The organism is Mycobacterium sp. OAE908 (assembly GCF_017872775.1).
Taxonomy (GTDB): Bacteria; Actinomycetota; Actinomycetes; order Mycobacteriales; family Mycobacteriaceae; genus Mycobacterium.
In genome coordinates, this window is sequence record NZ_JAGGJL010000001.1 from 1,989,752 (window position 1) to 2,007,510 (window position 17,759).

Annotated in this window: 18 protein-coding genes; 13 read left to right on the plus strand and 5 right to left on the minus strand. The window is 67.1% G+C overall.

Annotated features, from left to right (window positions below):
* Nucleotides 1-47 precede the first annotated feature (47 nt).
* From ptsP to J3E61_RS09820, 4 genes are read left to right on the plus strand one after another with little or no spacing between them, the layout of a single operon-like run.
* Nucleotides 48-1,748, plus strand: a complete 1,701-nt coding sequence (ptsP, locus tag J3E61_RS09805; protein WP_210083414.1) for a phosphoenolpyruvate--protein phosphotransferase — start codon at nucleotides 48-50, stop codon at nucleotides 1,746-1,748.
* A gap of 27 nt (nucleotides 1,749-1,775) precedes the next feature.
* The gene (locus tag J3E61_RS09810; protein ID WP_210083415.1) at nucleotides 1,776-2,750 is read left to right on the plus strand and encodes a pirin family protein; all 975 of its coding nucleotides are present in this window, start codon (nucleotides 1,776-1,778) and stop codon (nucleotides 2,748-2,750) included.
* A gap of 30 nt (nucleotides 2,751-2,780) precedes the next feature.
* On the plus strand, nucleotides 2,781-2,969 hold the full coding sequence (locus tag J3E61_RS09815) for a CsbD family protein (RefSeq protein ID WP_192725017.1): 189 nt from the start codon (nucleotides 2,781-2,783) through the stop codon (nucleotides 2,967-2,969).
* Nucleotides 2,970-2,987: 18 nt separating this feature from the next.
* Nucleotides 2,988-3,815, plus strand: a complete 828-nt coding sequence (locus J3E61_RS09820; protein WP_210083416.1) for a DUF1206 domain-containing protein — start codon at nucleotides 2,988-2,990, stop codon at nucleotides 3,813-3,815.
* Nucleotides 3,816-3,821: 6 nt separating this feature from the next.
* Here the strand turns inward: J3E61_RS09820 and J3E61_RS09825 are convergent, their stop codons facing one another.
* From J3E61_RS09825 to J3E61_RS09835, 3 genes are read right to left on the minus strand one after another with little or no spacing between them, the layout of a single operon-like run.
* On the minus strand, nucleotides 3,822-5,015 hold the full coding sequence (locus tag J3E61_RS09825) for an FAD-dependent oxidoreductase (RefSeq protein ID WP_210083417.1): 1,194 nt from the start codon (nucleotides 5,013-5,015) through the stop codon (nucleotides 3,822-3,824).
* A complete protein-coding gene (locus J3E61_RS09830; protein ID WP_210083418.1) occupies nucleotides 5,012-7,123 on the minus strand; it encodes an FUSC family protein in 2,112 nt (703 codons plus the stop codon). The genes J3E61_RS09825 and J3E61_RS09830 overlap by 4 nt, the downstream gene beginning before the upstream one ends.
* A gap of 38 nt (nucleotides 7,124-7,161) precedes the next feature.
* Entirely contained in the window at nucleotides 7,162-7,728 is a 567-nt protein-coding gene (locus tag J3E61_RS09835; RefSeq protein WP_192725021.1) for a TetR family transcriptional regulator, read from the minus strand.
* Between the two features lie 166 nt (nucleotides 7,729-7,894).
* Here J3E61_RS09835 and J3E61_RS09840 point away from each other — a divergent pair, with 166 nt between their 5' ends.
* The 9 genes from J3E61_RS09840 to J3E61_RS09880 all read left to right on the plus strand — a co-directional run bounded on the left by J3E61_RS09840 (nucleotide 7,895) and on the right by J3E61_RS09880 (nucleotide 16,974).
* The gene (locus tag J3E61_RS09840; protein WP_192725272.1) at nucleotides 7,895-8,533 is read left to right on the plus strand and encodes a TetR family transcriptional regulator; all 639 of its coding nucleotides are present in this window, start codon (nucleotides 7,895-7,897) and stop codon (nucleotides 8,531-8,533) included.
* A 72-nt stretch (nucleotides 8,534-8,605) separates the two neighbouring features.
* A complete protein-coding gene (locus J3E61_RS09845; RefSeq protein WP_210083419.1) occupies nucleotides 8,606-9,562 on the plus strand; it encodes an SAM-dependent methyltransferase in 957 nt (318 codons plus the stop codon).
* Nucleotides 9,559-10,485, plus strand: coding sequence for a class I SAM-dependent methyltransferase (locus J3E61_RS09850; protein ID WP_210083420.1), 927 nt, complete (start codon nucleotides 9,559-9,561; stop codon nucleotides 10,483-10,485). The genes J3E61_RS09845 and J3E61_RS09850 overlap by 4 nt, the downstream gene beginning before the upstream one ends.
* Before the next feature lie 26 nt (nucleotides 10,486-10,511).
* Entirely contained in the window at nucleotides 10,512-12,365 is a 1,854-nt protein-coding gene (locus J3E61_RS09855; protein WP_210083421.1) for a CocE/NonD family hydrolase, read from the plus strand.
* Nucleotides 12,366-12,529: 164 nt separating this feature from the next.
* Nucleotides 12,530-13,948, plus strand: coding sequence for an aldehyde dehydrogenase family protein (locus J3E61_RS09860; RefSeq protein WP_192725025.1), 1,419 nt, complete (start codon nucleotides 12,530-12,532; stop codon nucleotides 13,946-13,948).
* A gap of 12 nt (nucleotides 13,949-13,960) precedes the next feature.
* Entirely contained in the window at nucleotides 13,961-14,824 is an 864-nt protein-coding gene (locus J3E61_RS09865) for an SDR family NAD(P)-dependent oxidoreductase (RefSeq protein ID WP_192725026.1), read from the plus strand.
* 10 nt (nucleotides 14,825-14,834) lie between these two features.
* A complete protein-coding gene (locus tag J3E61_RS09870) occupies nucleotides 14,835-15,797 on the plus strand; it encodes an NADPH:quinone oxidoreductase family protein (protein ID WP_210083422.1) in 963 nt (320 codons plus the stop codon).
* Nucleotides 15,797-16,492 (plus strand): haloacid dehalogenase type II, encoded by a 696-nt coding sequence (locus tag J3E61_RS09875; RefSeq protein WP_210083423.1) that lies wholly within the window; start codon nucleotides 15,797-15,799, stop codon nucleotides 16,490-16,492. The genes J3E61_RS09870 and J3E61_RS09875 overlap by 1 nt, the downstream gene beginning before the upstream one ends.
* Nucleotides 16,489-16,974 (plus strand): DUF456 domain-containing protein, encoded by a 486-nt coding sequence (locus tag J3E61_RS09880; RefSeq protein ID WP_210083424.1) that lies wholly within the window; start codon nucleotides 16,489-16,491, stop codon nucleotides 16,972-16,974. Before J3E61_RS09875 ends, J3E61_RS09880 begins: the two co-directional genes overlap by 4 nt.
* Here J3E61_RS09880 and J3E61_RS09885 read toward each other — a convergent pair.
* Nucleotides 16,934-17,125, minus strand: a complete 192-nt coding sequence (locus tag J3E61_RS09885) for a (2Fe-2S)-binding protein (protein WP_192725030.1) — start codon at nucleotides 17,123-17,125, stop codon at nucleotides 16,934-16,936. The genes J3E61_RS09880 and J3E61_RS09885 overlap by 41 nt on opposite strands.
* On the minus strand, nucleotides 17,125-17,739 hold the full coding sequence (locus tag J3E61_RS09890) for a fatty-acid--CoA ligase (protein WP_210083425.1): 615 nt from the start codon (nucleotides 17,737-17,739) through the stop codon (nucleotides 17,125-17,127). The genes J3E61_RS09885 and J3E61_RS09890 overlap by 1 nt, the downstream gene beginning before the upstream one ends.
* Nucleotides 17,740-17,759 lie beyond the last annotated feature (20 nt).

Sequence of the window (17,759 nt, forward strand, 5' to 3'; positions counted from 1 at the left end):
CTACTGTTCGTGTTGACTTGTCAAGATATTCTTGTAATCTGGTTCACATGACCGCTTCTTCCCCGCCTACCTCACTCCTGGCAGTGGGCACCGTTCTGCATGGCGTTCCGGTGGTTCCTGGTGTTCAGTACGCCCCGGTGATCCGGCCTGGCCGGTTGCCCGCGGTCGACGTCGGGAGCCAGGCGCAGATAGCGGTAGCCGACCGCCCCGCTGAAGCCGCACGGTTCGCGGCGGCAGCCACCGCGGTGGCCAACCGATTGCGCGACCGCGCCGGCCACGCGACCGGTGCCGCGTCGGAGGTGCTCGCCGCCACCGCAGCCCTGGCACAGGACCGCGCATGGTTGGGCGCCGCGGAGAAGCGGATCAAGGAGGGCACGCCTGCCGTCTCGGCGGTCGTCGCAGCGGTCGAGCAGTTCGTCGATATGTTCACCCAACTCGGCGGGCTGATGGCCGAGCGCGTCACCGATCTGCGCGACATCCGCGACCGGGTCATCGCCGAACTGTCCGGCCTGCCCGAGCCCGGCGTGCCGCTGCCCGACCTTCCTTCGATCTTGTGCGCGGAGGACCTCGCGCCCGCCGACACCGCGGGTCTCGATCCGAATCTGGTTGTCGCCCTTGCCACGACGCTGGGCGGCCCGACCAGCCACACCGCGATCATCGCCCGGCAGCTTGGCATCCCGTGTGTCGTCGCCGTCGACGGCCTCGACGACGTCACGGCCGGAACCATGGTCCTGGTCGACGGCACCCGTGGCACGGTGACGGTGTCGCCGGATCACGCCGCCGCGAGCGAGGCCGTCGCCGCGGCGCAGCGCGAGGCCGAACGTGCGGCGCACTGGTCCGGTCCCGGCGCCACCGCCGATGGGCATGCCGTCACGGTGCTGGCCAATGTGCAAGACGGTGCCGCGGCCCGCGCCGCGACGCAGACTCCTGCCGAGGGCGTCGGGCTGTTCCGCACCGAACTGTGCTTTCTCAACCGGGACACCGAGCCCACCGTCGACGAGCAGGCCGACATCTATGCCGAAGTGCTACAGGCGTTTTCGGGTCGCAAGGTGGTGATCCGCACGCTGGACGCCGGATCGGACAAGCCGTTGAAATTCGTCGGCCATCCCGACGAGGCCAACCCCGCACTCGGGGTGCGCGGCATTCGAATCGCCGAACGCAACCCAGGACTGCTCGACCGCCAATTGCAGGCCATCGCGACGGCGGCACAGCGCACCGGCAACCAGCCCTGGGTGATGGCCCCGATGATCGCGACCGCGCAGGAAGCGGAAAGCTTTGCCGCCAAGGCACGTTCGCACGGGCTGACGGCCGGGGTGATGATCGAGGTGCCTGCCGCCGCACTGTTGGCCGACCGGATCCTCGACCACGTCGACTTCCTGTCGATCGGCACCAACGACCTGGCCCAGTACACGATGGCCGCCGACCGGATGTCGGCCGACCTCGCCACGCTGACCGATCCGTGGCAGCCGGCCGTGCTGGCACTGGTGGCCATGGCGGTGCGGGCAGGCGCCGAGGCGGGCAAGCCCGTAGGCGTGTGCGGCGAGGCGGCGGCGGACCCGCTGTTGGCGTGCGTGCTGACCGGCCTCGGCGTGACCTCGCTGTCCGCTGCCGCCGCGGCGATCCAGGGTGTCGGCGCGAAGCTTGCCCAGGTCACCCTGCAGCAATGCCGGAATGCGGCCGACGCGGTGCTCGGCGCCGCAAGCGCAGCAGACGCCAGGGCCGCGGCGCTGACCGCGCTGGGGAATTAATCGGACCGCGGTCCGGTTAACTGTGTCATGCCTGCTATCACAGCTGACACCCTCACCCTTCCGCGCATCTCGGCGCCTGCTCCGAGCGATACCGAGCGTCCGGTGCGCTCCATCACCACCGGCCCCCACGGCTACGAGGGCGAAGGCTTCCCCGTCGTTCGGGCGTTCGCGGGAGTGAGCGCGGCCGACCTCGACCCCTTCGTGCACATGGACCAGATGGGTGAGATCGAGTACCAGCCGGGCGAGCCCAGGGGCACCGACTGGCACCCGCACCGCGGCTTCGAGACGGTCACGTACATGATCGACGGCCGCTTTGCGCATCAGGACTCGCATGGCGGCGGTGGCCTGATCACCGACGGCGCCACCCAGTGGATGACGGCCGGGTCGGGCATCCTGCACATCGAAACCCCGCCCGTCGAACTGGTCGAGAGCGGCGGCGTGTTCCACGGCGTCCAGCTGTGGGTGAACCTGCCGCGCAAGGACAAGTTCGCCGCGCCGAAGTACCAGGCCATCGAGGGCAACGAGGTCAGGCTGCTGTCGTCGGACGACGGCGGCGCGCTGGTCCGCATCATCGCCGGTAACGTCGACGGGCATCAGGGCCCGGGTGCCACTCACACGCCGATCACGTTGGCGCACGCGACGATTGAGCCTGGCGCGCGGCTGAGTCTGCCGTGGAACCGGGACTTCAACGCGTTGGTCTACGTGTTGTCGGGCCGCGGCGCGGTCGGACCCGTCGGCCATCCGATCCATCAAGGTCAGCTGGCCGTGTTCGGCCCCGGCGACCGGATCAGTGTCACCGCTGACCCCACCCAGGAGTCGCGCAGGCCCGCGCTCGAGGTTCTGATCCTGGGCGGCAAGCCGATTCGCGAACCCGTCGTCCAGTACGGCCCGTTCGTGATGAACTCCAAGGCCGAACTGATCCAGGCGATGGACGACTTTCAGGCAGGCAAGTTCGGCGCAATCCCGCCCAACGCGCTGATGCCGCATCGGCCGCTGCGCTAGCCGTCGCCCGAAATGGGTAACCCCCGTGTCATGAGTGGTGCCAATAAAGCCAGGAACAAGTTGGATCAACTGCGGGGCAAGGCCAAGGCCGCAGTGGGGCGAGCGACCAACGACCCCGAGTTGGAAGCCCAGGGCAGGTTCGACGAACGGGCGGCGCACCTCAAGGGTGCGGCCGAAAAGGTCAAGGACGCGTTTCGACCGCGCCGACGCGGCCTGTAGCCCGGGATCTGACCGTCCGTGGCACACAGCGCCCGACCGGCGGACGTCGTCCGTTCCGCCGTCGATCACCCCTACGCGCATGTCGCGGCACGCATTGGTTATGTGATCAGCGGGCTGCTGCATCTGTTGATCGCGTACCTCATCGTGCGGATCGCGTTGGGCTCGGGCGGTGATGCCGACCAGACGGGCGCGCTGCGGGCGGTCGCGATGACCGCCGGAGGCAACGTCGCGTTGTGGGCTACCGCGATCGCCTTGATTCCGTTGACGTTGTGGCGCATCGCCGAAACGATCCTGGGCTTACACCCCGGCGAGCACCGCGGGCGCCGGGCCGATCCGAAAGATTTCCGATGGCCGAATCGACTCAAGGCGCTGGGCCTCGCCGTCGTGTACACCGCAGTGGGCGTCACCGCCGTGCAATTCGCGCTGGGCAGGCGCAAGTCCGGCGCCGCCGAGAACGCGGGACTGAGCGCACGGCTGATGCGATCACCAGAAGGCAAGGCCGTTCTCGTGGTCGTCGGTTTGGTGATTCTCGTGATCGGGTGCTACTTCGCGTTCAAGGGCGCATCACGCCGATTCTGCAATGACCTCAAGGTCTCACCGGGCACCGTCGTCACCACGCTCGGCGTGCTCGGCTATGTCGCCGAAGGTCTCGTGCTCGCCGGTGCAGGCGCCCTGGTGGTCGTCGCGGCGGTGCGAGCCGACCCGTCCAAAGCGACCGGACTCGACGGTGCGGTGAAGACGCTCGGGCACGGACCCAACGGCACTGTGCTGGTTCTGTGCGCGGCGTTGGGTTTTGCCGCATACGGCTGCTACAGCTTCGCGCTGAGCCGCTATTCGCGGATGTGAGGCCCGCTAGCCCTCGGCGCTTGGCCGCGTCTGCAGTGTCGGCGCGGCGGCGGCCAGGATCGCGTCGCGGTCACCGTCGAGCGGCGGATAGATTCGCCGGCCGTTGATGGTCATCTTGGTGGCCTTGGCTTCAGCCCCGCTGGCGACGACGTGGCGATCCCAGCCCTCGGTGTACACGGCACCGGCGGGCCCCAAATCCAAAACCGTTACATACCAAGGGATTCGAAGCGAAAGCAGTGGCTCGTCGAGCAGATCGCCGATAACGTTGTACCCGGCGTACCGACCCATCGGCCTGCCGTGCTGGCAGGACATCACCGACAGGTGCGCGTCGTCCATTCGCGCCGAGGCGACGTCGCCTGCGGCGAATATGTCCGCAACGCCGATGACGCGCAGATAGTCGTCGACTGGGAGGCGGCCAAGCCGATCACGAGGCACACCGAGGTCGGCGGTCAACGGGTTGGCGCGCATGCCCGCACACCACACCACGGTCGAGGTGGGCAGCACCTCGCCGGTCGACAGCGTCACCCCATTCGCATCCACCGCCGTGACGCCGACTCCGAGCCGGGTCTGCACCCCGAGCGTGTCGAGCGCCGCCTCGATCACCGGTCGGGCCGATGCGCCCATGTCCGACCCGACGTGCGGGTTGCGGTCGACGAGCACGACCCGCGGCGCGGTGTCGGGGAACAGCGAAGCCAGCCGCGACGGCAGTTCGCAGGCGGTCTCGATGCCCGTCAATCCGGCGCCGACGACCACTGCCGTGCTCGCGGATTTCGTTGCGGCACTGGCGAGCCCGGCCAGATGCCGCTGCAGCCGCATCGCGCCGTCGTAGGTGTCGACGTCGAAGCCGAATTCCTGAAGACCGGGGATATCGGGCTTCACCACCCGGCTGCCCAGCGCGACCACGAGGCGGTCGTAGGTGTGAGTGCCGACAGAACTCGTCACGGTGTGCGACGCCGGGTGGATCGCCGTCACGTCCGCCGTGAGGTGTTCGACGCCGACGGGGTCGAGCACCTCGGCCAGCGGAACGCGGCACGGCGTCAGATCGGCCTCGTAGTTGCGCACCCGGATGTCGTGGTACGGCTGCGAACTCAACACGGTGATCGCAATGTCGGTGGCGCCGAGTTCGTCGACTCGCCGCGCGGCACCTAGCGCCGCCCACAGACCGGCGAAACCCGAGCCGAGCACGACGACGTCGCTCATCGGGCTGACGCTACCGGCTGCGCGTACAGCAGTTCGAGCTCACCGAGGTGCGCGGCCACGGCGGTCAACGGCAGCGCCGCGGAGATCGCGAGTTCGTCTCCGGTGGCGTCGGCGCGCAACGCGAGCACGAAGTCGTCGCTGATCGACTCGAGCTTGCGGCGCGGATCACCGGTCAGACGCGCACAGATCGCTGAGGTGTGGGCCTCGAGTACCTCGCGGGTCCGCGGGTACGGCTCGAGTGGCGGCGGCACGACGTCGGCGATCAGCTCGGCCGCGGCGCGCACGCGCACCGCCCGGTTGGCGGCGCGCACCACCGGCCCGCGCAGCTCCGTCGTCCCGCCGTTCTCCGAAAGATATTGCCGCACAGCATCATCCACGGTACGAGACGCCTGCAGCCCTTGATGGCTGAGCGCGATCACCCGATCGGTCGCGTCTTCGGAGGCGCCGCGGGTCACCCGTAACACGGCCTGCTTCAAAAACTTTGCGCCGACGGCGCGAGCATCCTCGACGGCCTTCGACACCGCGGACGAGGCGCCTCGCGGCCACAGCAACACCGAAACCACGATGCCCACCAATGCGCCGACGACGACATCCTCGACGCGGATCAGCCCCACCTTCCAGCCCGTCGGAACGATCAGGTTGAAGTTGATCAGCACCATCATCGTGAACGCGGCCTGCCCGGCGACGAAGGAGTACACCTCCGGCACGTAGGCCGAGCCGAACGCGACGATCGGCAGCAGCATCCACAGCACAACGGGATCCATGCCGAGCAACTCGATGACCACCGCGCCCAGTACGAACCCGACCGCCGTGCCCGCCACCGCTCTGACCACGCGCGTTCCGGTCGTCAGCGCACTGCTGCGCAACACGGACATCGCGCCGAGCACCACCCAGAACCCGTGCTCCACCGGGAAGATGTGAGTCACCGCAACGGCAAGCGCCAACCCGAGTCCGGTGCGCAGGCTGTTGCGCAGCACCACCGCCTTGGTGGCGAGAAAGCCTTTGGTGATCGCAGTGACCGCAACGGTTTCGGGCATCACCCAATCGGCGGCGCCGGTCTCCGGCAGACGACGGCCAAGCACGCGCGCCCATACCGGTCGCGCATCCGCGGCCGCGGCATTGCGGATGATCCGCCCGGTCACCGCGACCGTCGCCGCGATTGTGCGGCGGTTCAACAGATTACGGCCGACCTCGACAGCGGCTGTGTCGCTGGATTCGCCGAGCAATTCGGTGAGGTCCTCGCGCCAGTGGCCTTGGGCGACCGACCGCAGCTCGGTCAGCGCCTCGCGAAGGTCGGCGCTGCGCTCCACCCGAGCGGACACGCTGCGTAACCGCAGCACCGCAGCGGAGTCCCGCAGCACCCGCACCGCGGGCGGCTTCACCGCCCCCATCATCTGACCGGTGTCGTCGGTGATCCGGTCGGACAGCCAACCGAGGTCGTCGACCACCCGGACGAGCGCGCGACTGCCCGCGGTCAACGCGACCGGCCGGTAATCGGCGCCGAGGAAGGCGGCGTCGAGCGCGTTCATCGCCTTGGTGACTTCGCGGCCAGACCCGGTGCCCTCGAGTCGATCGGCGAGCCGGTTGCAGACGCGTGCCGCGTAGGCACGCAACTCGTCGTGATGTCGCGGGGGAAACAGAAACAGCGCCGCGGGGACGCACAGCGCAAGCGCGATCAGCCAGCCCAACAGGCGCTCCGGCAGCGGGCCGACCGGGGTGCAGGCAGGCAGCACGAACATCAGCAACGTGGCACGTTGACCAGCCGCGACGATTTCGCTGAGCACTCCGGCGAAGATGACCGCAACGCCGAGCACGAACATCAGCGCCACGCTCAGCCACGGGTACGGCGCGACAAGCGTGCCCAGCGTGATCAGCACCGCCCCGTTGAAACCCAAGCCGCAGTAGGCCAGCGCTCGCGCGGGCCGGTTGCCGGGGAAGTCGACGAGTATCAGCAGCGCCACCGACCCGAAGATGGTGAACAGCGGTGTCTGCGACCCGCCGCCGACCGCGAAGCTCACCGCCGCCGCGCTGGGCACGACGACCGCGGCCCGCAAGGCACGGCGCAGTGCGTCGAACTCCGGGTCGCGGGCGCGCAGACGGTCAAGCACGTGTCGCAGCACAGCGGCCGTTTCAGAGGGCAATCGCGCTACTCACCGTCTGGCACAGACGCGAACCGGCCGGAGTCGAGTGCGTCGGTGAGCTGGCCCGCGATCCACTCCAGCGCCGCGGCGTCCCGCGGCAGGGCCGCCTGCTCGTAACCGACGAGCACGTACACCCCCCACGCCGCGAAGATCTGCGCCTGTCGCTTGTTGTGCAGGATCTCGAAGGCCGACTCGTACATGATGTCGAAGCGCTGCTGGTCCACCGCGGCCTGGATGGAGTACACCTCCGCATCGACCGAACTCCACACGCGGATGGCGGCTTCGGCGCCGTGCGGAAGGGACAACCCCTCTGCGATGAGCGTGTCGATCCGGCGGCGCGGATCCTGCTCAGCGCGCACCCTCTCGATGATCTGCACGGTCTGCCGCTGCATCCAGTGCGCAACGAGTTCCTTGGTGTAGGCGGGCCACCCTGGAAAGTAGTGATAAAACGATCCGGTCGTGACGCCGAGCCGGTTGCAGACCTCGGCGAGCTTCAGCCCGCCGTAGCCCAGATCGGACAGCACTTCGAGGCCGACATCGAAGTACGACTCCCGCGATACGACGCTCGCCACCCCAGCACCATAGTTCGACGGGCTGTCTCCGGTTCAGTGCTATCGCCAAGGTCGTGGTCGAAGGGTCGGCTTGCCGGGCGCCGCGAATTTGCTGGGTCGACATGCCAATCAGGCCGGAATTGAGCGCAAGGGTAAATCGACAAGTGAGCTGTGGCACAATTTGACCGTGCCGCAACATACCGCGAGTCGAGGACCCGGTCGCCCGCCCGCAGCGAAGGCTGCTGAAACGCGAGAGCGCATCGTACAAGCGGCTCGTGAGGTCTTCAGCGAACTTGGCTATGACGCCGCCACCTTCCAGGCGATCGCCATCCGCGCCGATCTCACGCGTCCCGCCATTAACCATTACTTCGCCAGTAAACGCGTGCTGTGGAGCGAAGTCGTCGAGCAAACGAACGCTTTGGTAGTTAGCGCGGGGATGTCGCGGGCTCAGGCCGAGACCAGTCTGCTGGCGCGGTTGTCCGCGTTCTTCTCGGCAGTGATGCAGGCAGAGTCCGAAGAGCGTTCTGCGGCAGCATTTCTCGTCACCTCGGTGCTGGAGTCGCAACGCCATCCGGAGCTGAGCAACGACGAGCACGACTCCATGCGGGCGTCGCGCGAGTTCATGACCTGGGCCGTCGAGGACGCAATCAAGCGAGGTGAGCTCACTACCGACACCGACGTCAACCATCTGGTCGAAATGCTGGTGGCGGTGATGTGGGGGATGGGCTTCTACGCCGGCTTCGTCGGCAGCCACGAGGACCTGTCCTCGGTGGTGCACAAGTTCGAGCTGTTGATGGCCAACAAGCTCTGGAATCTGAACGAATAACGATTTACCTGCGGTGATGTAGCCCACATTTCGTATAGCTCTGCTAACTTATTAGATAGCATTGCTTACGATATGACTGATTTGAGCGAATACAGCGTCCGCGCCGACGGCGACAGCTGGGACATCACCGAAAGTGTCGGGGCAACCGCGTTGGGCGTTGCTGCGGCACGGGCCGCGGAAACCGCCCGCCCTGACGCGCTGATCCGCGACGACTACGCCTATCTGCTGACCTCATCGGCCGGCCCCGCCTGGGCGCAGATGGCCAGCGCCGACGACAGCTGGCTGCGCGACGACGAGCACGCACTGCGGTTGCACGAGATGGCACGTAACTACCAGGCCGTGCGGACGCACTACTTCGACGGCTACTTCACCGCCGCGGTCCGCACCGGTATCCGTCAGGTCGTGATCCTGGCCGCGGGGCTGGACTCGCGGGCGTATCGGCTTGACTGGCCCGCAGGCACAACGGTGTACGAGATCGACCAGCCAAAGGTGCTCGGCTACAAGACCTCGACCCTGGACGCTCACGGCGCGGTGGCCAAGTCGCGACGCGTTCCCGTCGCGGTCGACCTACGTGACGACTGGCCCGCCGCCCTGATCGCCGCCGGTTTCGACCCGACCCGACCGACCGGGTGGCTGGCCGAGGGCCTGCTGCCGTATCTGCCCGGCGACGCTCAGGATCGGTTGTTCGAGCTGGTCACCGAGCACAGCGCCGCAGGCAGTCAGATCGCCGTCGAGGCCTTCAACCTGCACCCCGCGCAGTACTCACCGGAAAAGCGAGCAGCGCGGCGCGAGCGGACCGCCCAGCTGCGTGAGCGTCTGGGCCTGGACCTCGACGTCGACACCCTGATGTACACCGACGACGCCCGCGCCGACGCTGCCGACTGGCTGGCCGACCACGGCTGGCGCGTCGACGCCGTGCCCAGTGCCGAGGAGATGACCCGGCTGGGCCGACCGCCCACCGAAGACCTCGTCGAAGAAGCGATGGACAGCGTGTTCGTGCACGCCCGGCTTGAAGGAGACGCCCGATGAGCTCGCAGCGCACCGAGAACGACACCTGGGACATCGCCACCAGCGTCGGGGCAACCGCGGTCATGGTCGCCGCGGCCAGGGCCGCCGAGACCGACCGGGACGACCCGCTGATTCGCGACCCCTACGCCAAGGACCTTGTCGCGAACGCGGGCACCGGCATCTGGGAGTTCATGCTCGACGACCAGTTCGTCGCCAAGGTCGGCGACGCCGACCCCGAGGTCGCGGCGGTCGTCGAGCACATGGGCGCCTACCAAGCGGTCCGCACCCACTTCTTCGACGCCTTCTTCACCGACGCCGCCGCGGCGGGCATCCGCCAGATCGTCATCCTGGCGTCCGGCCTTGACTCGCGCGCCTACCGGTTGCCGTGGCCCGCGGGCACCACGGTCTACGAGATCGACCAGCCGAAGGTGCTGGAGTACAAAGCTGCGACGCTGGACGGTGTCGCGCCGACGGCCGAGCGCCGCGCAGTCGCGATGGATCTGCGCTACGACTGGCCGAAAGCGTTGCAGGACAAAGGTTTTGACCAGAGTTCACCGACCGCATGGCTGGCCGAGGGCCTGCTGATGTACCTGCCGGCCGACGCGCAGGACCGGCTCTTCGAGAACATCACCGCGCTGTCGGCCCCGGGCAGCCGCATTTCTGCCGAGACCGTCGGCATTCACGCCGCGGATCGCCGCGAGCGGATGCGGGAGCGGTTCGGCAAGCTCGCCGAACAGTTCGGCGTGGACAGCACGCTCGACATCGGGGAGTTGACCTACGAAGATCCCGACCGCGCCGACGTCGCTGTCTGGCTGAACGAGCACGGGTGGCAGTCAACGGCTGTCACCTCACAGGACGAGATGCGCCGGTTGGGCCGTGCCGTCGAGTTGGTGGACACCGGCGACGACTCGTTCTCGACGTTCGTCACCGGCCGCAAGCTGTAATACCCGCGAGGCGTTAACTTCATGGTGTGCGCGTAGCCGCTGTCCGCATCGGCGCCGTTGTGGCGGCCGTAGTCCTGGTTTTCAGCGGATGCGCCGCCCACCATGCCGGTGCGTCTCGACCGTTCCCGCCGAGTGCCGGACGCGGCCCGTGTGAGGTCTCGAAACAAGCAGACGTGCCCGCCACGATGCGCGACGGCACCGTGTTGCGGGCCGACGTCTATCGGCCGCGCACCGCCGATCCCGTGCCGGTCATCCTGATGCGCACCCAGTACGGAAAGTCCGGCGCACAGGTGACGCCTGAGCGATATCAGCCGCCGGACTGGTTCGCGTCGCACTGCTACCTCGTGGTGATTCAGGACGTCCGCGGCCAGGGCACCTCGGGCGGAACGTTCAGCGAGTTCACCAACGACATGGCCGACGGTTACGACTCGGTCGAGTGGGCCGCCGCGCTGCCCGGTTCCAACGGCAAGGTGGGCATGTACGGCTCGTCCTACGTCGGTGCCACCCAATGGTTGGCCGCCGTGGCCGCGCCGCCGCACTTGGTGACGATCGCACCCGCCAACACGGCCTCGGACTACTACGACGGATGGACCTACGAGGGCGGCGAATTCCGTCTTGCGTTCGTACAGCCGTGGGCGATCGGCTCACTCGCATTGGGCGCCGCGAAAAACCGCGGCGATCAGGCGACGGTCGACGAGCTGACAGCGGCGGAGGCCGATCCGACGCGGTGGATGAACTTCCGGCCGTTCAAGGACCTGCCGCCGATGCAGCCGCAGAACCCCGCGGTCGCGCCGTGGTATTTCGACTGGATCCGGCACTCGACTCGCGACGACTTCTGGACGAAGGTCAGCATCCGGGATCGCTACGCCTCGGTGAAGGTGCCGGTGCTCGATTTCGGGGGCTGGTATGACGCGTTCCTCGCGGGCGGCGTGGAGAACTTCACCGGCATGGTTGCCAACGGCGGCTCCGACTCGGCTCGCGCCAATCAGCGGCTGGTGATCGGGCCATGGGACCACGTCAACTGGGGACGGCCTGGCTCGCAGCCCGCGCCGCTGCTGCATGACATCGGCGCAGTCGGAGACAGCCCGATCAACGACGTGATGCTGGAGTGGTTCGACCACTTCCTCAAGGGACAGAACAACGGCGCCGCGACTGGCCCGCGCGTCGACTATTTCGTGATGGGTGCCGACAAGTGGAAGTCGGCGACGAAATGGCCGCTGCCGCAGACGAAATGGACGACCCTCTACCTGTCGGGCGCGGGCGGGATCGCCGACCGCAAGGGGCAACTCGTCACGAGCGCACCGGGTGCACAGCCGCCAGACACCTACACCTACGACCCCGCCTTCCCGGCGCCCAGCCTGGGTGGGCATTCGTGCTGCGGCGCAAGCTCGGGTCCGCAGGGGCCGTTCGACCAGGTCCCCGTCGAGCAACGCTCCGACGTCCTCGTCTACGACGGTGGTCCGCTACCGAGCGACACCGAGGTCACCGGGCCGGTGACCGTGCGACTGTGGGCGCAGTCCAGCGCACCCGATACGGATTTCACGGCCAAGCTGACGGTGGCCAAACCGGACGGCAGCGTCATCAACCTCAACAACGGCATCCTGCGCACCGCTTTCCGCGATTCGCTGGCCACCCCGACGCCTACGGTGCCGGGCCGCCCGTATGAATATCGGATCCAGATCTGGCCGACGAGCTACGAGTTCCGGAAGGGCGATCGCATCCGCCTCGAGATCTCCAGCAGCGACTATCCGCAGTTCGCGCCGAACCCCAACACCGGTGCGCCGTTCGGTGAGAACGCCGCCCTCCAGACCGCGGTCCAGACGATCCTGCATGACGCGGCGCATCCCTCGGCCATCACGCTGCCGGTCATCCCCGGCTGAGCCCCCAACCCCCAACTGCCGCGAGCGACCGCGTTTGCACGCGTTATCGCGGCGTGTTCACGTACAAACACGGTCGGTCAGCGGCGGGAAACTGGGCCTATTGGCCGAGCCAACCGGTTGGTTAGGATCGGGTATTCCTCCTCGGGTCAGGAAGGACACCCACCATGACCACCGAATCAGTGGCGCCTGAAACCATTCAAACGCCCGCCAGCGATACCCCAGACATCCCAGGCACCGTCCGCCGGCTCAGGGAGACCTTCAAGACCGGACGCACTCGCAGCGTCGAGTGGCGCAAGCAGCAGCTGCTGGCGCTCGAGAAGATGATGGTCGAAAACGAGGGCGCGCTGATGGAGGCCCTCGAGAAGGACCTCGGCCGCAGCCCGTTCGAGGCATGGCTGGCCGACATCGCCAGCACCGCGGGGGAGGCGAAGGACGCCGCCAAGAACGTCAAGAAGTGGATGCGCCGTCGCTACCGGCTGCTGGAGATGTCGCAGCTGCCCGGGCGCGGGTGGGTCGAATACGAGCCATACGGCACGGTGCTGGTGATCGGCGCATGGAACTTCCCGTTCGTGTTGACGCTCGGCCCTGCCGTCGGCGCGATCGCCGCGGGGAACACCGTCTTGCTCAAGCCGTCGGAGGTGTGCCCGGCCTCGTCGGCGATGATGGCCGAACTGGTGCCCAAGTATCTGGACCCCGACGCGATCGCGGTTATCGAGGGCGACGGCGCGGTCAGCCAGGAGCTCATCGCCCAGGGCTTCGATCACATCTGCTTCACGGGTGGCACCGAGATCGGCCGAAAGGTCTACGAAGGCGCCGCCCCGCACCTGACACCGGTCACGTTGGAGCTGGGCGGAAAGAGCCCGGTGATCGTGGCCGCGGACGCCGACATCGACGTCGCGGCCAAGCGGATCGCCTGGACCAAGCTGATCAACTCCGGGCAGATCTGCATCGCGCCGGACTACGTGATCGCCGATGCGAAGATCCGCGACGAACTCGTCGACAAGATCAAGGCCGCGGTCACGACCTTCGAGTCACAAAACCCCGGCGGCAAGCGGATCGTGAACGAGCGCCATTTCGACCGGCTCACGGCGTCGCTTGCCGCGACCAAGGGTGACGTCGTCATCGGCGGCGGCTCGGATCCCTCGAAGATCAGCATCCAGCCCACGGTCGTCGTCGACCCCGACCCGGCCGAGCCGTTGATGACCGACGAGATCTTCGGCCCGATCCTGCCGATCATGACCGTCCAATCACTCGACGACGCAATCGGTTTCGTGAACTCGCGGCCAAAGCCGTTGGCCGCCTACCTGTTCACCAAGACCAAGAGCATCCGCGAGCGGGTGATCAAAGAGGTTCCGGCAGGCGGCATGGTGATCAACCACCTGCTCTTCCAGTTCTCGACCAACAAGTTGCCGTTCGGCGGCGTCGGCCCTTCGGGCATGGGCGCCTACCACGGCAAGTTCGGCTTCGAGCAGTTCAGCCACCGCAAGACCGTGATGACCAAGCCAACCCGACCCGATGTCGGCGCGTTCATCTATCCCCCGTATACAGAGAAGGCTTTCAAGCTCGCAAGACGGCTGTTCTGAGAAAGGAACCTCATGCCAGGAGTGCAGGATCGCGTCATCGTCGTCACCGGGGCCGGAGGCGGACTCGGGCGCGAGTATGCGTTGACGCTCGCCAAGGAGGGCGCCAGCGTCGTCGTCAATGACCTCGGCGGTGCGCGCGACGGCACCGGCGCCGGACACAACATGGCCGACCAGGTGGTCAAGGAGATCAAGGACGCCGGCGGTCGCGCCGTCGCCAACTACGACTCCGTTGCCGAGTCCGAGGGCGCCGAGAACATCATCAAGACCGCGATCGACGAGTTCGGCAAGGTCGACGGCGTGGTTTCCAACGCGGGCATCCTGCGCGACGGCACCTTCCACAAGATGGAGTTCGCCAACTGGGACTCCGTGCTCAAGGTGCACCTGTACGGCGGCTACAACGTGATCCGGGCGGCGTGGCCGCACTTCCGTGAGCAGAGCTACGGCCGCGTCGTCGTCGCCACCTCGACCAGCGGCTTGTTCGGCAACTTCGGTCAGGCCAACTACAGCGCAGCCAAACTGGGGCTCGTCGGCCTGATCAACACGCTGGCTCAAGAGGGCGCGAAGTACAACATCAAGACCAACGCGGTCGCGCCGATCGCCGCCACCCGCATGACCGAAGACATCCTTCCGAAGGAAGTACTGGAGAAGCTGACGCCCGAATACGTGGCACCCGTGGTCGCGTATCTGTGCACCGAGGAGGTGCCCGAGACCGCGTCGATCTTCATCGTAGGCGGCGGGAAAGTACAGCGGGCGGCGCTGTTCCAGACCGATGGTGTCACGTTCGACCACGTGCCAAGCGTCGACGAGGTCTCCGGCAAGTGGGGCGAGATCACCGACCTGTCTGCGGCCCAACCAGCCGCATTCAGCCTGCGCTGACCGGTTCCGGATGAAAGCGCTTGTCGCGCAGGAACTTTCCGGACCAACCGGACTGAAGTACACCGACGTCGATGACGTGAAGGGCGACGATGTCGTTGTCATCGACGTCGGTGCGGCGGGCGTGAGCTTCCCCGACCTGCTGCTGCTGCGCGGCGAGTATCAGCTTCGTCTGGAGCCGCCGTTCATCCCCGGCATGGAGGTCGCCGGGGTGGTGCGCTCCGCGCCGTACGAGTCCGAGTTCAAACCGGGCCAACGCGTCACGGCGCTGTCGATGCTGGGCGGCTGGGCCGAACAGGTGGCCGTGGCAGCCGACAACCTGAAACCGACGCCGGACGGCATCGACGACGCCGAAGCCGTTGCGCTGCTTGGCAACTACCAGACGATGTATTTCGCGCTTGCCAAGCGCGGCGCGCTGCGCCAGGGCGAGACGGTGCTGGTGCTCGGCTCGGGCGGCGGCATCGGCACCGCGTCCGTACAGATCGCCAAGGCACTCGGCGCGCGGGTCATCGCGATGGTGCACCGGCCCGAGGCGATGGACTTCGTGAAGTCGCTCGGCGCCGACGTCGTGCTGCCGCTGACCGACGGCTGGCTGGCTGCGGTGAAGGACGCAACCGACGGCCGCGGGGTCGACCTGGTGGTCGATCCCGTCGGCGGCGACGCGTTCGACGACGCGATCCGTGCGCTGGACACCGAGGGCCGGCTGCTGGTAATCGGCTTTGCCGCAGGCGGCATTCCGACGGTCAAGGTCAACCGGCTGCTGTTGCGCAACATCAGCGTGATCGGCGTCGGCTACGGCGAATTCGTCAACCGCAAGCCTGGCGCGCAGTCGTTGTTCGAGTACGGCGTCAACGAACTGGTCAAGGCGGGGCTGCGGCCGCCACCACCGATCAGGTATCCACTGGCCGAAGGCAGCGCCGCGTTGCAGAGCCTTGCCGACGGCGGGGTGCTCGGAAAGGTCGTGCTGGAGCCGTGATGAGTGTGCGCGCGTTGGCTTTCGACGTCTTCGGGACAGTCGTCGACTGGCGGTCGAGCATCATCGGTGAGCTCGAACAGTTCGGCCAACGCCATGGGCTGCAGCAGGATTGGGCGACCTTCGCCGACAACTGGCGCGCCGGATATGCGCCCGCGATGGATCGCGTTCGCCGCGGCGAACTGCCGTGGACGCGTATCGACGACCTGCACCGGATGATCCTCGTCGAACTGCTGGGTGAGGTGTCGGTGAGCGAGGAAGACATCGACGACCTCAATCGCGCCTGGCACCGTCTGGACCCGTGGCCGGACAGCGTTGCAGGGCTGATGCGGTTGAAGGAGAAGTTCGTCATCACAACGCTTTCCAACGGCAACATGTCGCTGCTGACCAACATGGCCAAGCGCGCCGGCCTGCCATGGGACTGCGTGATCTCCGCCGAACTGTTCCACCACTACAAGCCCGATCCGGAGGCCTACCTCGGCTGCGCTGATCTCCTTGGCGTGCAGCCGGATGAGCTGATGCTCGTCGCCGCGCATCCCAGCGACCTGAAAGCGGCCCACGCCAGTGGACTCAAGACCGCGTACGTCGACCGGCCCCTCGAACACGGCCCCGGGCGCGCGCCGCACAGTGTCAAAGGCGACGAGTTCGATTACGTCGCAAACGATTTCCTGAACCTCGCCGCACAGCTAGGCGCATGAGCACCGGCGGCATCCTGCTCGTCGCGCTCGTCATCTTCGTCGGGTTGGTCGGCATCGTCGTGCCGCTGTTGCCGGGAACACTGCTGGTGTTCGCGGCGATCGCGGTATGGGCGGTCGCCGAGCACAACGTGACCTCATGGGCGACGCTCGGGGTGGTAGCCGCTCTGCTGGCGGTCTCGACATTGATCAAGTACCTGTGGCCGGCGCGACGCATGCGGGCCGCCGACGTCAGCACGTGGAGCTTGGTGGCAGGCGCTGTGCTCGGCATCGTCGGGTTCTTCGTGATTCCCGTGCTGGGCTTGCTGATCGGTTTTGTGCTGGGAATCTATCTGGCCGAACTGGCGAAGCGACACGACCAACGCGTGGCATGGACATCGACGAAGCACGCGCTGAAGGGCGTCGCGCTTTCGGTCGGCATCGAGTTGTGCGGTGCGCTGCTCGCTACTGCTGTCTGGGCGGCGGGCGTCTATCTGACTCACTAGCGGCGATGATCGCGCGAACGGTGCGCCGGCAGCGGCCGCATTCCGATCCTGCGCCACACGCCTGCGCGACCTCTTTGGACGTTGTCGCGCCCGAGGCCACCGCCCGGCTGATGGTGTCGCTGGTGACACCGAGGCACAGGCAGACGTACATCAGCGCTCGATACGCATCATGTGCGCCAACCTGCCGACGAACAACGGCGGATAGGCGCCAACCCCGGCATCGGAAAACCATTCGGCGGCTACGTCGGGACGGCGCATCCAACGCTCTGCCGTGCCCGCATCGGACAGCTCGTGTAGGAACATGATCTCGTTGGGATCGTCGAAGGCCTCGAAGATCCGCACGCGCCGAATCCCGGCCTCCAGGAACATGTCTCGGGTCTGGCGGACCTGACCGCGAAAGACAGCCGGATCGTCCACACAGATGATCCCTGCGACCACGACGCCCGGCGCATTGGCTTCGGCCACGAAGTCGAACCGCTCGATCAGCTCGCCTGCGAACACCGCGGGCAGGTCCTCGACACCGACGGCGTCGAACCATTCGAAGAAGGCGCGTGATCGCAACAGTTCGACGACGGGTTCCCGGGTCTGCAGCGCGATGGTGACCAGCACCCGCTCGGGGTCGGTGGTGGAGGTGAAGACGAACACGTGGTGCGCCCCGAGCGCGGCAAGGCCGTCGCGGCGCCGCTGCAGCAGCGGCCACACCCGACTGGGGTCGGGCACGCGGTAGTCGGTGGTCAATACCAGCGAATGCGTTTCCGGAATCATCGTCGGCACCGACGCTACCG

Coding starts and splice junctions, on each gene's coding strand:
- ptsP (WP_210083414.1), top strand. CDS start 48: ATGACCGCTTCTTCCCCGCCTACCTCACTCCTGGCAGTGGGCACCGTT.
- J3E61_RS09810 (WP_210083415.1), top strand. CDS start 1,776: ATGCCTGCTATCACAGCTGACACCCTCACCCTTCCGCGCATCTCGGCG.
- J3E61_RS09815 (WP_192725017.1), top strand. CDS start 2,781: ATGAGTGGTGCCAATAAAGCCAGGAACAAGTTGGATCAACTGCGGGGC.
- J3E61_RS09825 (WP_210083417.1), bottom strand. CDS start 5,015: ATGAGCGACGTCGTCGTGCTCGGCTCGGGTTTCGCCGGTCTGTGGGCG.
- J3E61_RS09845 (WP_210083419.1), top strand. CDS start 8,606: ATGACTGATTTGAGCGAATACAGCGTCCGCGCCGACGGCGACAGCTGG.
- J3E61_RS09850 (WP_210083420.1), top strand. CDS start 9,559: ATGAGCTCGCAGCGCACCGAGAACGACACCTGGGACATCGCCACCAGC.
- J3E61_RS09860 (WP_192725025.1), top strand. CDS start 12,530: ATGACCACCGAATCAGTGGCGCCTGAAACCATTCAAACGCCCGCCAGC.
- J3E61_RS09865 (WP_192725026.1), top strand. CDS start 13,961: ATGCCAGGAGTGCAGGATCGCGTCATCGTCGTCACCGGGGCCGGAGGC.
- J3E61_RS09870 (WP_210083422.1), top strand. CDS start 14,835: ATGAAAGCGCTTGTCGCGCAGGAACTTTCCGGACCAACCGGACTGAAG.
- J3E61_RS09875 (WP_210083423.1), top strand. CDS start 15,797: ATGAGTGTGCGCGCGTTGGCTTTCGACGTCTTCGGGACAGTCGTCGAC.
- J3E61_RS09880 (WP_210083424.1), top strand. CDS start 16,489: ATGAGCACCGGCGGCATCCTGCTCGTCGCGCTCGTCATCTTCGTCGGG.
- J3E61_RS09885 (WP_192725030.1), bottom strand. CDS start 17,125: ATGTACGTCTGCCTGTGCCTCGGTGTCACCAGCGACACCATCAGCCGG.
- J3E61_RS09890 (WP_210083425.1), bottom strand. CDS start 17,739: ATGATTCCGGAAACGCATTCGCTGGTATTGACCACCGACTACCGCGTG.